At 42.4% G+C, this 17,258-nt stretch carries 7 protein-coding genes; all 7 read left to right on the top strand.

All coding sequences use genetic code 11. The features are described from left to right. Positions 1-194: 194 nt before the first annotated feature. The 7 genes from HXT40_RS01645 to pepN all read left to right on the top strand — a co-directional run bounded on the left by HXT40_RS01645 (position 195) and on the right by pepN (position 17,042). Entirely contained in the window at positions 195-992 is a 798-nt protein-coding gene (locus tag HXT40_RS01645; RefSeq protein WP_102703235.1) for a hypothetical protein, read from the top strand. A 43-nt stretch (positions 993-1,035) separates the two neighbouring features. Next, a complete protein-coding gene (locus HXT40_RS01650; RefSeq protein WP_421777287.1) occupies positions 1,036-5,616 on the top strand; it encodes a PD-(D/E)XK nuclease family protein in 4,581 nt (1,526 codons plus the stop codon). Positions 5,617-5,618: 2 nt separating this feature from the next. Continuing rightward, entirely contained in the window at positions 5,619-9,824 is a 4,206-nt protein-coding gene (locus HXT40_RS01655; protein ID WP_421777288.1) for an ATP-dependent DNA helicase, read from the top strand. A gap of 181 nt (positions 9,825-10,005) precedes the next feature. Next, entirely contained in the window at positions 10,006-10,692 is a 687-nt protein-coding gene (locus tag HXT40_RS01660; protein WP_004109321.1) for a GNAT family N-acetyltransferase, read from the top strand. A 61-nt stretch (positions 10,693-10,753) separates the two neighbouring features. Next, positions 10,754-12,148, top strand: a complete 1,395-nt coding sequence (locus tag HXT40_RS01665) for an MFS transporter (protein ID WP_421777289.1) — start codon at positions 10,754-10,756, stop codon at positions 12,146-12,148. 154 nt (positions 12,149-12,302) lie between these two features. Next, positions 12,303-14,330, top strand: coding sequence for a ribonuclease J (locus HXT40_RS01670; protein ID WP_421777290.1), 2,028 nt, complete (start codon positions 12,303-12,305; stop codon positions 14,328-14,330). Positions 14,331-14,426: 96 nt separating this feature from the next. Next, entirely contained in the window at positions 14,427-17,042 is a 2,616-nt protein-coding gene (pepN, locus tag HXT40_RS01675; protein WP_416090801.1) for an aminopeptidase N, read from the top strand. Positions 17,043-17,258: the final 216 nt, after the last annotated feature.

The raw sequence follows: 17,258 nt of genomic DNA on the forward strand, positions 1-17,258 counted from the left end.
GTTGGTAGTTTCGTGGAGCATTTGCTGGAAAATTCCCGACGTTTCGCAGCACTTGCAGGAATCTACAAAAATCGCGCCGCATTTTTGCAACTTCTTCTACATATTTTCGCTTGCAACTGTGTAACCATAAGTATGGTAAACATAAATATAAGTAAACAATAAGTAGATTATAGAAGTTACGAAAGCGAGATAACATGGCAAACGATTCCATGCTAGAACAAAAGACTCCGCTCACAGCGCGCGAATACGCGACGCGCACAGCAATACGCACGATTGCAATCATCGCATCTGTTTATGGTATGGCTGCTTCGTGGGAAGGCTTGATGACCTTTACTTATTTTACGAATCTTTCTAACCTTATGATTTGCGTAGCTCTTGCTGGATCGCTTTTGCTTGATACAGCTGCGTTTATGCGTGCTCGTAATTCTGTAGATTCAGCAGCGCAGCAAGATTCCGCAGCATCTTGCGCATGGTTCGACTCAAAATCCAACGCTTGGTACATTTTCAAATTCATGATGACTATCTCAATTGCTGTCACATTCACTTTGTACCTGTGTTTCTTAGCACCTACCAATAAGCTTGGTTTCGTTGGCGCTTACATGAATAACGGATGCAGCAGCCTTTGCGTTCACGCAGTTGCGCCGCTTCTTGCAATCGCTGATTTTGTGCTTTTTGATTATCGTTTCCGCTCTACTCGCGCACATTTGTATGTTTCTACTGTTCCGCCTCTTGCTTATGTTGCTTATGCTGCTATGCTTAGCGAGTTTGCTGGTGTTCGTTGGGGTGTTCATGCAATGCGCGCGCCTTATAATTTCCTCAATTATGGTGCTCCTGCTGGCTGGTTCGGCTTCGCACCGCAAACTTTTAATGCCACTACTTTGGGTGTTGGAGTTGCGTATTTGTTAATTGTGTTTACTCTTATTTTTATTGGTGTCGGCAGTGTATTTCTTGCGCTTAAGGATGCTCGCGCTCGTGCAATATTAAAAGAATAGTATTGTTGCGCGCCACTATTGCCTAATTGCTAGAATTAAACGTATGAGTGAGGATACTGCATTACAAGCATTATTTGACGGTACGTTACGCAATTCTTCTGGCAATGTGACTAATGCGTTGCTTGTGTATGGTGCGCCGAATACTGGTAAAACGCAGTTTGCTGTGCGCGCAGCAATTTCCGGCTATAAGCGTTGGTCGCATAATGTTACTGCGATGGCTGTGCAAAATCGTGTTCTTGCTTCAAAAATTGACAATATTATTATTCGCCAAATTGGTGTAAGTAAGCAGTCTCGTCCAGTTGGCACTTTGGCTTCTTTGGCTTTTACTATCATTTCTGCTTGCTGTAAGTTAAAGAATAATCCTTCGCCTAAGCTGCTAAATGGTGCTGAGCAGGATTCTTTGCTTCGTAAAGTTTTGCGCGCACACATTGAGCATGTTATGCGTGGAGATAATGGTGATTGCAATATATGCGCGCTTTTTAAGGATTATTTTGAAACGTCTCAATGGGTTGTTCCATTAACTTGCGCAGTTTCCGCCGCTTCAGTGCCTTCTGCGCCTTCCGTAACTCCGGTTGCTCAATCAACTTCTTCGTCTCCAGAATTTTTGGCAGATAGATTCGATATTAACAACGCTTTTATGCATCAATTGCGCGATATGCTCGCTCGTTTAGATGAGCTTGGTATTAGCGATTTTGAAAGCGAAAATTCAGTTCTTCGCGCTCTTAGTGACGAGCAATCTTACGCCAATAATAGTGATATTTTACAAACGTCTGTGCTTATTAAACGTAGATTAACTCAATGGCGTTTGGCGTTTGCTTTGCGTGCTGAATATCGAAAAATAATTGCCGACACTTATAAGTCTTCTTTCCGACTTGACGCTTCGCAACTGTTGGTTGAGGGTGCAAAATCTGCGCGCGAATTAGGAGAGCATGGTTTAGTAAATTCTTCTGAAATTCCAGCTCTTCTTGTAGTCGATGATTATCAAGATATTACTTTGGCTGGTTTGAGTTTTATTGAGACTTTGTCGAAGATTGGCACGCGTTTAGTTTTGCTTGCGAATCCGGATGAATCTGTGCAATCGTTTAGAGGAGCGTACCCGGATTATGCAATTTCTGCAGCTTTGGATGAGTTGAATGCTGCTGAGCAAACTTTAGAATATACGGGTTTTGCTGATTCTTGCGAAAATTCTTCCGACGATTCTGCCGATTTTTCTAAAAATTATTCTGCAGATCCAACTTTTGCAAATTATACCCAAGCACCTTCGATGCGTGAATTGCTCGCTTCACGCGTTTCTCTTTCGCTTACTTCGCAATATAAAACAGATGTTGCGCTCCCAAATCGCCCTTGGAAAATGCCAAAATTTGTAGGCTCCTTACCGATTGAGCCTATAGAAACCCTCCAAAATTCTAATCTCAATTCAGACGACACTGTTTTTACAGCGTTATATCGTTCACAGCGCGAGGAATTAGATGCTGTTATTTGGCAAATGAAGCAATCTCACGTAAATAATAAGCGCAAGTGGAGCGATATGGCGTTAATTGCGCACGACAATTCTACTGTTCGTCTTTTTGGCGAGCAGCTTCGCGCTTCTGGGGTTCCTGTGCGATACTCGTCAGTGACTCGCCCATTAAAAGATGAGCCATTTGTGCAAGGTTTATTTGCGCTTATTGAACTTGCTCAATTTGCGCAGCACGGTTTTTCTGGAATTGTTGAGCAAGTAAAACATGGTAGAAGTTTGCAAAATTTGGCTTCGTGGGTGCGTTTGCGAGTTCAGAATATTATGGATAGTCCGCTTTCCGCGATTACTAAAAGTGATTCTGGATTTTACGGTGATTTAGACGTTGAAATACCTGCGAAGTTATATTCTGTAGATTTGCTTATGCGTTCTCTTTCTTCTCTTTCGGCTGTTTTAATTGAGCAAAATGGTGAAAAGAACAAGAACTTTGAATCTAATGCTCCTTTGCGAAATCTTGTTCATAACTGGGATTTGTTGCAAAATTCGCTTCATGATGCGCAAAGCAAGGCGTACGTTGAATCTCAAATTTTGGTTGATAATAGTCGTATTGATGGCAGTTCAAATGATCTTATGCCATTATCTCTCGATGCGTGCTATTTGCTTTGTGTAGCAGATGTTGCACGTTCTATAGATGATGATTCTACAGTGTTGCAAATATTGCAGAATATGGCTCCTCGAAATCCGCACGTTGCAGCTTTTGTAAAACTGTGGAAAAACGTGCAAATTCTCGCTTCTCGTATGCGCAATAATCCTGATTTGAGTAATGCTCAATACGCTCTTGGTGAGGCTTGGAATATTTGTCATGTTGCTGAGCGTTGGCAGCGTATGTCTTTACAGCATAATTCGGAAGGTTATCGAGCTAACGATCGCTTGGATGCTGCAATGCGTCTTTTTGATTATGTTTCTTCATATGTTTCTTCTGATATTTCTTCAATGAATACGTTTGACGATACTTTTAGACAAGAAAATGTTGTAAGTATTGCAGATTTTATAGCTCAAGTTCGTGGCATGGAAATTGAAGCTGATTCTCTTGCTAAAGTAGCACCTGTTCCAGATGCTGTAACGCTTACTACTCCTGCTGGTTCTGTTGGAAAACATTGGAATCTTGTGTGGATGCCTACTTTGCAACAACGTGTGTGGCCAAATCTTGCTTCTCGTAGCACTATGTTTGGCGCAGAAAGTTTAGCGAATATTATTTTGCATTCTAAGATTTCTGCTTCTAAATTGACTGTGAATGCGTCACTTCTTTCGAATAATGATAAATCTGCAGTTTTTGCTTCGGAACAGCGCAGTTTTTTGTTAGCTATTACGCGCGCAACAGAGCGTTTGTATATAAGCGCGCAATATAGCGATAGTGCTGTGCCAAGCGACTTTCTTTATTATTATTTGCCTGAAAGATACTACAATAATGAAAATTCGCGCACGCCTTTTACGGAATTTACTACACCTTTTGCCGGTTTAGATATGGATGTTCGTGGACTAGTGTGTGCTGCTCGTTCGCAAATTTTGCGTGCTTCTTCTATGAAAGAAGAGTTTGGAAATAGTGTAGGTAATGCAGATAGTGCAGATAGTGCAAGTAGTTCCGATAGTGAGAATAGTAAGTCTAGAAATGCGATTATTGATGCTGCTCAAACGTTGCAATTACTTAAAGAAAATGGAGTATTTTGCGCTGATCCTTTTGAGTGGGATTTTATGAGCGATGTAGATGACTATGTTGATGAGAAATCTTCTGTTGAAAAAGACAATGAAAAAAATAATGAAAAATATAATGAAAAAGCTAGCTCTGCTAAAAAAACTAACTCTGTTGTAAGCTTGTCTCCTTCAGCTGTAGATAGTTTGTGGGCATGTCCTGTGTGTGGATTGGTAAATCGTCAGCTTTTAGGTCCTCAACCCGGCAGCGCAGCAACGTATTTTGGCACGCTCATTCACGAAACTGCAAGATGGGCAAGCGAAAATCAGCATTACGATATGCCAGAAACTGAAGTTGATGAAACTGAAACAGCGAATAATTCAGCCGACTATTCTCCCTACTCTCCGCTTGTGCGCCGCAGTAACGCAATCGCAAATCTTATGGAAAAGTATTACCTAAGTATTGCGCCTGAACTTGCAGATATTCGAGATAGTAAGGAGCATTATTCGGCTCTTGCGCGTGAGAAGAATATTAAACGTGCGTTACATGCAATTGCGCAATATTTTGTCACTTCTTACGATCAATCAACATATGCGCTTAACTCAAAAAAGTCAGAAAACGGCATATTAGAATCTCTTACAAAAAGCGAAAAATCTTTAGAAAGTAGCATAGGTAGATTGCAACAAGCGTATTGCGAATTGCAAACAAGCGCGCATTTTGGATTTAATGATATTGCTCGCGTATTGAACAATACTTTTAAGAATGCAAATTTGCAAACCGTTACTACGCATGATTGCTACGAATTGATGGGTGCTTTAGTTGGAGGATGGCCGGATGGCGCAAGTGAAGATATGCAAGTACATATTCACGGTCGAATTGATCGCATGGAAAAGCGCATCAATTCAGATGGTTCCGAGCATATTCGCTTACTGGACTACAAAACAGGAAAGCCTTTAACAGCAAGCGGAGTTTTTAACGATTTGCAGCTAGTTTGTTACCAGCTTGCTTTACTTTTTTCTGATGAGAATCCGCTTATTGATGCGTCGAATGCGCCGATTATTTCGCGAAGTATTCTATTTCACGTTGCTAAGAACGATTATCCTGCTCAAGATCATAACGTTGCTGAAAACGTGTATCAGCCGCCGCTTTGCGTAAAAAATGCTTTCAATAATAATCCGCTTGAGTTACGAGTTGGATTCAAAAATATGGCAAGATTGTTAGATTGTCCGCATCTTGACGATATTGCGAAGAATTGTCCAGAAAATGTAAGCGAAAGCGCTTGGCAGTCGTTTACATCATTAAACCAAAGTGCAAAATGGTCTCTTACTATGATTTCGCGCGTTTGCTATGCTGCTGCGGCAGTTCGTTCGCATAAGATTATTGCGCACCCAACTTCTGAACACTTGAAGTATTGCAACGGAAAACAAGTATGCCCAGCATGCGCAGGTTGTATAGACACTGTATATGAGGTGTTGTAGTTATGATTGATAAAACAAATAAGCAATTTACTCGCAAGAACACCGATAGTGCGGAGCAAGCTGCAGCAATTCAAGCGCCAACAAATAAGAACATGATTATTGTTGCAGGAGCTGGAAGCGGCAAAACGTATACGATGACTCGTCGAGTTATCGACCTTATTGAGCGCGGAGTTGCTCCTGAAAGTATTTTGGGTTTGACTTTTACTAATAAAGCAGCTTCTGAGCTGCTTGCAAGAGTTGCTCAAGCTGTAAGTCAGCATAGTAGCGAAATAAATAAGCTTATCAATAATGGAAATTCCGCATCTTCAAGTGGCTTTTTGAAGCCAGAAGTAATGACATACGATGCTTTTTTCCAGTCAATTGTGCGCCAATATGGTTTGCTTGTTGGATTTGATCAAAATACGCAACCTTTAAGCGATGCAGGTGCGCGCGAATTAATAAAACCGCTAGTAAACGATTATGTTACTAATCATGCGGAAGTGCTGTCTTGGTATAGTTTTGATGCGCTTATTGACGACGTGCTTGCGCTCTCAGCAGATATTTCATGCTCGATGATTGGCATAAATAGCAGGGGAGAGTCTATAGATAGCACGTCTAAAGCTGTTTTAGAAATTCAGAAGTGGAATAACGCTTGGATTGAGCATTTGCAAAAAGCAATTAATTGTGCTGAAACTACTGAAATAATTGCAAAAAAGCCTAGCTCTATTAAATTGCGTCGCGGAAAAAACGATTCAGATGAAAAATATTTCGAAAAGTGCGAAAATTACGGAAAAGAATACGTAGAATACCTGAATATTACATTAAAAAATAAGTGTTATGAATCTTGTAATAACTTGCTTGAAGCTGCTGAGAAGCGCAATGTATTACTTGAATTAGTTTTGGCTTTTGACGCAGCAAAGCAGCGCGCAAATATGGCGCAATTTAGCGATTTTACTATTGCTGCATACCGTTTGGTGACGCATTTTCCTTCTATTGCAGAGCAGTATCGCCGCCAATACAGCCAAGTTTTGCTTGATGAATATCAAGATACTTCTACAACTCAAGCAATGCTGATTGCAACGCTGTTTCATAAAAAAACTAACGGTGTGGAAGAAGCTAGCGTTGCTGCGAAAACTAGTGAAAATCAAGACTTTTTAACTACTCAACAAACGAATATTGCTGCAGTAGGTGATCCGTTCCAAGCTATTTACTCGTTTAGAGGAGCTAGTTCCGGAGCTTTCAGAAAGCTTGAGCAAGCACTAAATATCGACCAGTCAAGTGAGTTTTCTCTTACTAGAACGCGACGCAATTCGCAGCTTATTTTAAAAGCTGCAAATTCTATTACGAAACCTTTGCGAGTGCCTGCGCTTCGCCATAGTAGTTCACTTGCTACAGAAGTAGAAGTGAAAAACTTGCAATACTTAGATAATGCACCAAAAGGTACTTTTAGTGTGTTAAATATGCCTACGCAATATCAAGAAGTAGAAGCCGTTGTGCGTTTTGTAAAATATGTAAAACATAATGCGCTATCTGAAAACGACGATACTAATTCTGCATCTGCTCGAGTTGCAGTTCTTTTCCGTAGCAAAAATAATATTCCGTTATATGAAGAAGCATTACAAAAAGCAGGTTTACGCACTCTTACTGTTGGGTATTCTGCATTGCTTGAAAAACCAGAAATTCGAGATGTTTTAGCTCTTCTTTCTGTTGTTGCAGATCACACAAATACTCAAGCTTTGATGAGATTGCTTGCAACTCCTCGTTTTGCGCTTAATACTGACGATTTGGCTGCTATAGCTAATATTGCAACATCAAAGAATATCGAATATGTTTTTCGTGCTTTAGTGCAAGCAGGTTTAGTAAACGCTGAAACTCCTCGCTCTAAGTGGTCGCAAGTTGTTCGAGAACAGCAATCTCAAGCTTCGCAAACCAATAGTATTCATGGTGGAGTTTTTGTGGCGGATGTTTTGCTTGAAGCATACGAAACGCAACTAAGCGAAGAAGCAAAAAATAACGACAACAATAACAATAATTTGCTTTTTGAGCTAAAAAATAATTTAAGCTCTAAAGCTTATATAGCAGTGTTAAGAATAGGGCAAATGATTCATGCAATACAACGTGCTCAATCTGGCTCTTTGCAAGATATTATGCGCGTTGCTGTAGAAACGCTTAACGTTGATATTGACGTTGCGCTATCTCGTGCGCTTATGAATGATACTTCCTCTAATGCAACGCTTCTTGACGATATGCACTCTACTGTCGATTCTATTTGTTTACTAGCAGACGCGTATTTGCAAGAAATGAGCGATTTTACAACTCCTACTTTGCATGGGTTTATGTCTTGGATTTTCAATATAGACAAAATTAACGATCAACCTTCTTCAGTGGATGAGGCTGCGGATGTCGTATTGATGACTATTCACCAATCGAAAGGTTTGGAATGGCCTGCTGTAGCGATAGTTGGGCTTAATGAAGGCGCGTTCCCAAGTAATCAAGGCGATAATTTGCGCGTAATAGCAACGCAACAAAGTGGCGTGTACAGGGAAAGGGCATACGCAACGCTCGAAGTTGCTTCAAAAGTGCCTGTTTCTATGAGAGTGGATGCAAACATATTGCCAAGATTCCCTCACGATGTTGATCTTGAAACTAGCATGGAACCTCAAAAATCTTTGAAAAATATGTTAACTGTAGACGATATCGACGCAGAAGTTTATGGATCAAGAGCTAGAGAAATGTTTGATTTGGCAGAAAAATTCCATGAGCATGAGCAGGCTCCAGTAGAAGCGATTCCTTCAGAAGCTAGCAAAGTGTATGACGCTGTGATGAAAACTGGCACATTGTCTCTTTCGCAAGTCGAGGAGCGAGGGCGCGCTTTGCATATTGACGAGCGTCACCTTATGTATGTTGCTTTGACGCGTGCTAAATTCGCAGCATTGCTCACTTGCAGCCAGTCTAATGCTATGAGCGTTGTTGAGAATAAAGAAAATTTTGCCAATAGTGCAGCTTCTTCTGTAGATGAATCTTCAAATATTTCAACTTCTAGAGTTAAAAAACCTTCTGTTTTTTGGCAGGAAATGTATGATTCAATGCGCGAATCTGAAGAATCTCCGGTTCAGGCCACAGCTAAGGTTTCAGATTCTTCAAATCAAGTAGGTTATGTTGTAGGGGAGTCAGCTTCGCAACTTGCGCAATTATTTAGCGAGGAAAGCACTATTCCAACTGAAGATAATGAGAAACAATTATCTTGGCCGAGTGCATCTAGTGAAGCTATACGTAGTGTATTGCAAAAATCTGCGCAAGACGTTGTAAATTCAAAAATGAGTAATCAAATTTCTGGTATTTCAAAAGATAATTCTTTGCTTTACAAAGCTCAAGCTTTGCTACAAGATGCAGATTTAATGCCGAAAATTGATTGGTATCACAACATTCAAGAGTTAAAAAACAGAGCAGAGCAGCTTTCTAATGTTGAAAATGTCAATGTGACTGCTGTGCAAAGGCGCGCTATGTTTCGTAGTGATTATTCGCGCGCGAATGAAGATTTTGATGATGCGGATGCTAAGCGTTTGCGGAAGGAATGGATGGCAATTATTCGCCCTATTCCTAGCGTTTCTTCGCCTGCTTCTGATTTGGGAACGCGTTTTCATGCTTGGGCTGAACAGTTTGTAAAAGCTGGTTGCGTGAATAAAAATTCTATTCAGTATGACGTTGATGAAAACGTTGATGAGAATGCTGTTGAGAACGTTGCTGAAACTTGCGAGAATATTTCGCAAAATGCAAAATCTTCGGAGCGCAAATTGTTGATATGGAAGCAGCGTTTAATAACATCAAAATGGGCGCATCGCCGTCCTATAGCAGCAGAGCAGCCGATTGTAGCTCATGTTCCAGAATTAGGCGATCAAATTATTAATGGCAAAATCGACGCAATATTTGCAGGTGGTTTAAATCCAGAAGATCCAAGCAAATTGTACACGATAGTCGATTGGAAAACCGGAAGAAAACCAACCAAACCACAAGATATTGCGCTTAAACTTGGCCAGCTTGACTGGTATCGTCTGCTTTTGTCTCTTATGACTAAGGTTCCGCTTGATGCTATCGATGCCACCCTTTATTATGTGAACATATCGGATGAATGTGAACGGGAAATTCATGCCGAGCAAAAAACGAAAGATGAGATCCTTGCCGAGTTACACTCTGACACGTTAATCTCCCTCGATGATGATGACGCATAAATGTTGCTATTGCAATCATTTTGTCGCAATTTATTTGCTGCAATTTTTGTTTGCTGTAACGTATTTTGCGCCGCGATTGAAACGCATCGTGCATCACTTCGAAAACGTGCAGATTCCTCGTGCAGTGTGTGTGGGCGGGCATACGCACAACATCGATTTGAGTATGAAGTAAGGAAGAATCATGACTGTTGAATTTCGTTCTGTAAAACTCAGTGATATTGATGCAATGGTTAAAGAATATGAACGTACTTGGGGTATTGCGCAAAAAGTTGGGAAAGATGCTTCGTTAAGTCTTTCTCGAAGATGTGTGTTGCATTACTTAGAACCTTCAACGCATGGTACTATTGCTGAAATAGACGGTAAGTTTATGGGTCTGCTTTTGGCGCGAGTTTTTGACGCACCTGTTTTATTTCCAGAAGTAGGGAGAATGCTTCGCGAGCAAGAAGCCGCAATGAAAGAAAATTGTGACAAAAACTATGCTCTCGCTTTAGAAGAAGCGTACGGCATGCGCGCGTTGGAAACTAAACTTGAAGCGAAATCTCATATCAATAATTTAACTCAAGCGGAATTGGAGCTTTTCCTTGTTTCTCCAGATGCTCGTGGGCATGGTGTCGGTGGAGGCTTGTGGAAGCGAACAATGCATATGCTAAGAAATAACGGAGTAAATCGTTACTATTTGCATACTGATTCAGCGTGTGACGTAAGCTTTTACGATTATCACGGGCTTAGAAGAGATGCTTCTTTTATGCGCTCGGATCATCCTTATGAAGCTAAGAACGTGAAATCTTTGGTGGATGACTTGTATATTTACTCAGGTGAGCCGAGAGTTCGTTCAAAGCAAGCAAATGCTCGTTCTAAAACGCGTTAATAAAAATATGCAAATGTATAACGTTGCGTGACTTGCTTGACAAAAAGGAGCAAAGAAATATATGTCGTCCCAAACGGCAACTAAGAAAGCATCGGTATTTTCTCAATATTCTAGATTATTTTCATTTAATGGAGCTAAAGCGTTTTGTGTAGCAGGCGCGACTGCGCGTTTGCCAATGTCTATGATTGCGTTGGGAATTGTTCTTGCATTAAACCATTTGTATAACAACTGGACTATTGCTGGAGCAATGTCTGCGTCGTATGTGCTTGCACAAGCTGCGGTAACTCCTGTGTATGCTAAGCTTTTTGACCGTTTTGGTCAGCGTAAAGTTGGAGTTATTGCGCTAAGTGCACAAGTAATCGCTATGATTTCTTTTGCATTTGCAGCTTTATTTAAGGTTCCTCTTGTTTTGCTTTTTGTGTTAGCAATTGTGATGGGCGTAACTCAGTTTGCTTTTGGCGCGTTGGTGCGTACTCGTTGGGCTTATACATTGCGTGCAGAAGATGACGATTCTTTATTAAACGTTGCTTATGCGTTGGAATCTGGTATCGATGAAATTGTGTTTATATTAGGACCTATTTTAGCCGCGTGGTTAGCAACTTCTGTGCACCCTGTTTCGCAATTATTCGTGCCAGTATTTGCAAGTGGATTGGGCGGAGCTTGGTTCTTTTCTCTAAAAAATACTCAACCTGCTGTGCTCAAAGTAGTGGAAGTTCCAACTGCTGCAGCTGAAGATGTTGATGTATTAATCGCTTCTCAAAAAGAAGATGAAATTTCCAAAGATTATGTGGCATCTCAAAAGCAAGAAGTGAAACGCTCATTTGTAGACAAATTTAGTCTTAAGCAATTGCATAATCATCGCTCAAAAAAGCGCGGTAAAAACGTGCTGCTTTACCGCGGCATTATCCCGCTTGTGCTCATGTTTGTTGTATTTAATATGAGTTTTAGTGCATTTGACGTGTCTGTAACAGCTGCAATGAAAGCTCAGGGGCTTGATCATTTCATTGGTATGCAGTTGGCATTGTTTGCATGTGGTTCGCTTGTGGGAGCGATTATTTTTGGATCGCATAAATTCCGCGGTTCTAATTGGTCGCATCTGATTGTATTTTTGACTGTTTTAACTGTCGGATTTATGCTTATGAGTCTTAATATAGACAGACTTATGCTTATGAGCGTTTTTGAAGTGCTTTCCGGCTTATGTGTTTCGCCAATTTTTGCTACTGGAAATCTTATTGTGAAAGCAACTGTTCCTGAAGAATCGCTTACGGAAGGTCTTTCATGGCTACCAACTGCGTCTGCTGTCGGCTGTTCTTTAGGCTCGATGGCTGCTGGAGCTGCAATCGACTCGTGGAATTCGCATGCCGGAATGATGGTTCCATGGATCTCAACAATGGCAGCTATACCTATCGCCACGCTTGGCTGGTTTATTGTAATGGTGCTTAAAAAGCGACATTAACTGCGCACGTGTGTAAAGTTTCTGCCGTTTTCTCGCTTTAATCCGATCGAAATTTTACAGCTGCGTAAAGTTTCTGCCGCTTCAGTGACAAAAGCTGAGTTGAGTCCTAACGGTACACTAGAAAGAAGTGCGCAATATCGCAAGATGTAGTGAGATGAATATGAAAATAGAATATGATGAACGTACTGAGGAAATTCTTGCTGAAGTAGTACGCGATGCGTTGCAATCTGACGCTGATAATATGCGTTCTCTTAATAACCAAGAATCTTCTGCGTCGTCTAAGCAAATTCGACAGTCGGTGAAAAAAGTGAATAAAAAAATGTCTGCTGATACTTCAACTAAATCAGTATCTACTAAAGATGTAAAAACTGCTAAAACTAAATCAACTAAAAAAGCTAAATTCAACAAAGAAACTAAAACAGAAAATGCAAAGTCATCAACTCGTAGAACAGGAAATGTTCTTCCTCCTGTAGTTAACGATCAAAGAGAAGGTGCTCTTATTGCGCCGCCAAAGTATCGTAAAGGATCAATGCGAATCGTACCGCTTGGCGGTTTGGGTGAAATCGGCCGCAATATGAACGTAATTGAATATAACGGTCATATTTTGCTTATCGATTGCGGTGTGCTATTCCCAGAAGAAGAGCAGCCAGGCGTTGATTTGATTCTCCCAGATTTTCACTACATTCAGGATCGTTTAGACAAAGTTGAGGCATTGGTTTTAACGCACGGTCACGAAGATCATATCGGTGGTGTGCCTTACCTTCTTAAAATGCGTCCTGACATTCCGTTAATTGGTTCTAAGCTTACTTTGGCTTTTGTTGAAGCAAAGTGCCAGGAGCATCATATTGAGCCGAAACTTACTCGCGTTGAAGGCCGCGATAAGATGAAAGTAGGTCCGTTTAATCTTGAGTTTATTACGGTGACGCACTCGATTCCGGACGCGCTTGCTGTTTGTGTTAAAACGCCTGCTGGAACTTTGATTGATACTGGCGATATTAAGCTCGATCAGCTTCCTCTTGACCATCGTATTACTGATTTAGTTGAGTTTGGTCGCTTAGGTGAGCAGGGCATAGATTTGCTTATGGCTGATTCCACTAATGCTGAAGTTCCAGGATTTGTAAAGCCTGAAACTTCGATTGGTCCGGCTTTGGATCGCGCTTTTGCTGAAGCTACGCGCAAGATTATTGTTGCTAGTTTCTCAAGCCACGTGCATCGCGTGCAGCAAGTGGTTGACGCAGCTCACAAGTTTGGCAGAAAAGTTGTGTTCGTTGGCCGTTCGATGGTTCGCAATATGTCAATTGCTGCGGATTTAGGCTACTTGCATATTCCTGAAAACACGGTTGTGGACTTAAAGCAGGCCAAGGATGTTCAAGACGACAAGCTCGTATACATGTGCACTGGTTCACAAGGCGAGCCTATGGCTGCACTCGGGCGTATTGCAGATGGCAATCACCGAGATATTACTGTTAATGAGTTCGACACTGTTATTCTTGCAAGTTCGCTTATTCCAGGAAATGAGCACGAAGTTTATAAGGTTATTAACAAGCTTGTGCAGTTGGGTGCGCGTGTAATCAACAAAGATAACGCTGCAATTCACGTGTCTGGTCATTGCAATGAAGGCGAGTTGCTGTACTTGTACAACATTGTGAAGCCAAAGTGCGCCATGCCAATTCATGGTGAGCATCGTCACTTGGTTGCAAACGGATTGATTGCAGTAAAAACTGGCGTTGAACCAAATAACGTTGTGCTTGCTGAAGACGGCGATGTTGTGGATTTGTATCATGGCAATGCTGCAGTTGTTGGTTCTGTACCATGCGGTTACGTGTATGTTGATGGTGATTCTGTTGGTGAGCTTACAGATGAAGAGCTTGAAAAGCGCAGAATTTTGGGCACGGAAGGTTTCGTATCGAGCTTTGTTGTAGTTGATACAGAGCACGCTGACGTTGTTTCTGGTCCAAAGATTTTCTTGAATGCTGTTGCTGAAGACGAGGCTGATTTTGAGAAGGTTCGTCATCAAATTGTTGAACAGTTGCAGGATGTGATGATGCGCGGTGAGCACGATACTCATAAGTTGCAGCAGATTATGCGACGAACTTTGGGTAGTTGGGTTGCTCGCGCTTTGCGCAGGAAGCCTATGCTCGTGCCGGTAGTTGCGGATATTGCAAAAAATAATCAAGAATAATCAAAAATAAAGAAAATATTCGCAATTATTTGTAAATAGCTAAAAATAATCGTAAATATAATCAAAAATAAGAAAAATATAAGGAAGGTACAAAATATGCCAGGAGCAAATCTGACTCGCGTAGAAGCTCAAGAGCGTTTCGACGCTATCCAAATGCCAATTCACTACGATGTTGCGCTCGATTTAGGAAAAGGCGGACGCGATTTTACTTCGCGCACGAAGATTGAGTTCGATGCTAAAGCTGGTAGCGCAAGCTTCCTCGATTTAATTGCAAACAGCGTAGAATCTGTGGTGTTAAACGGTACCGCTCTTGACGTTTCTAAAGTTTTTGCAGACAGTCGAATTGAGCTTGCAAATTTGCTTGAGCATAATACCGTAGAAGTTGTAGCAAACTGCCAGTATTCCAACACGGGCGAAGGTTTGCACAGAAGCGTGGATCCTTCCGACGGAAACGTTTATTTGTATACTCAGTTCGAAGTGCCGGATGCTCGCCGCGTTTATGCTGTGTTTGATCAGCCGGATTTAAAGGCTGTTTTTGACTTTACGGTGGACGCTCCAGAAAGTTGGATTGTGACTTCCAATATGCCAGTTAAAAGCGAAACTGCGATTGAAGGCCGCGAAACTGAAGCAGGCACTTTGGAAAATGGCGCTGTAGAAGGCATGAAGCGTTGGGTATTCGAGTCAACTCCAAAGATGAGCTCCTACTTAACTGCTATCTGCGCAGGCCCTTACGCGCAGTGGCACACAACTTACAACAATGAAGACGGTCGCGTAGTTCCAATGGCAATGTACTGCCGTCAGGCACTTAAAGACGCTTTTGCAAAAGACGTTGACTACTTGTTCGATATTACGAAGAAAGGTTTTGCTTTCTACGCTAAGACTTGGGGAGTGCCGTATCCGTACGCAAAGTACGATCAGATTTACGTTCCAGAATATAACGCTGGAGCTATGGAAAACATTGGTATGGTCACGATTCGCGACCAGTACGTGTTTGAATCCAAAGTCACGGACGCTTATGCTGAGCGCCGCGTTGTAACAGTTTTGCATGAGCTTGCACACATGTGGTTCGGCGACTACGTGACCATGAAGTGGTGGAATGATTTGTGGCTTAACGAATCCTTCGCAGAATTCACTTCTACTCTTGCAACTGCTGAAGCAACCGAATGGCATGACGCTTGGAGCACTTTCAATTCCGGCGAAAAAAGCTGGGCACTTAATCAAGATCAGCTTCCAACAACGCACCCAATCGTGGCTCCAATCAACGATTTGAATGACACTTCCGTCAACTTCGATGGCATCACTTATGCAAAGGGTGCTTCTGTATTGAAGCAACTCGTAGCGTATGTTGGTCGCGAAAAGTTCTTTGAAGGAATCCACAACTATTTGAGCAAGCATGCATACAGCAACGCAACTTTGGCTGATTTGTTGCACGAGTTAGAGCTTACAAGCGGACGCGATTTGAAGGCTTGGAGTGCTCAATGGCTTGAAAAGGCTGGAATTAATACGATTTCTACTGAAGTCGAAGAAGCAGGTGACGGCACTATTGCTTCCTTGCGTTTGCATCAGAGCGCGCCAGCTGAGCATCCTGTTCTTCGCGCGCACCGTTTGGCTGTTGGATTCTACAATGTAGACGAAGCAACTGGTGAAATTAAGCGCACAAAGCGAATCGAACTTGACGTTGACGGCGAAGTGACGGAAGTTGTTGAGGCGCGCGGCGAGAAAATGCCTGCGCTTATTCTTGTAAACGACGACGATTTAACTTACACGAAGCTACGTTTTGACGCAAAGTCGCTTGAATTTGCTGCCGAAAACTTGTATCGTTTCAAGGATTCTTTGACTCGCTCGCTTATTTGGCTCGCATTGTGGGATATGACTCGCGACGCAGAATTCCCAGCAGAACGCTTTGTGGAACTCAGCCTTAAAGCTTTGGCAACTGAGCGAGAATCAACTACTTTCCGCTATGCTCTTGGTCAAGTGAAAGTAACTGCAAGCCACTACGTTGTTCCAGAGCGTCAAGCAGAAGTTGCAAAACATGTTGCTCACGAATTGTGGCAGTTGGCTTTGGCAGCTTCGGCTGGTTCCGACGAGCAATTCCAGCTCGTTAAGGCTTATCTTGGATACGGCGAAGTTGGAGATGCCGAGTTCTTGCGCGTAGCTAACGGATTACTTGACGGTTCCGTGAATCTGGAAGGCTTGGGAATCGACAACGACTTACGCTGGAGCATTCTTATTGCGCTCGCAGGTGTGAACGCTTTGGACGAAGCTGGAATTGACGCGGAACTTCAAAAGCGCGACACGACTGAGAATCGCGAATACGCTTACCAGGCTCGTGCAGCTCGCTCAACTGCAGAAGCTAAGGATTGGGCTTTTGAACAGGCTTTGCGTAATCTCGATTTGACGAATATGCAAATGGGCGCTGTGGTTGCTGGCTTTGCAAGCACTGCTAAAGGCGATTTGGTTAAGCCTTACGTTGATCGCTACTTTGCTGAAGTTGAGTGGATTTGGAAGAACCGCACCTTCCACATGGCTGAAGCTTTGATCGAAGGCTTGTATCCTGTGTATGCGCCGGTTGAGGAGCTGGTTAAGCACGGTGAAAAGTGGCTTGAGGCTCATGCTGATGCGGATCAGGCTTTGCGTCGCATGGTGCTCGGCAGCCTTGATTCTTCTCGCCGCACGCTTAAGGTACAGCATTACAACGCTTCCTTGCGCTAGTGCCTTAATTAATGTGGCGCGAGTTTTGCGCGACGATCTGCTTTCGCGCAGCATTGTGCGCGCGAAAGCAGGTCGTCGCGTGAGCTTGCGTGGAAAGTCCAGTGGACTTTCCACGCAAGCTCAGCAGCGAGAGCGTTAACCGCGCGCGCGTTGGCCAATTTGTGGAACATTTTCCGGAGTTTTTCCGGCTTTTGTACCACAACCATGTGCGGAGAA

The sequence above is a fragment of the Gardnerella sp. DNF01180P genome (genome assembly GCF_049244205.1).
Classification (GTDB): Bacteria; Actinomycetota; Actinomycetes; order Actinomycetales; family Bifidobacteriaceae; genus Bifidobacterium; species Bifidobacterium swidsinskii.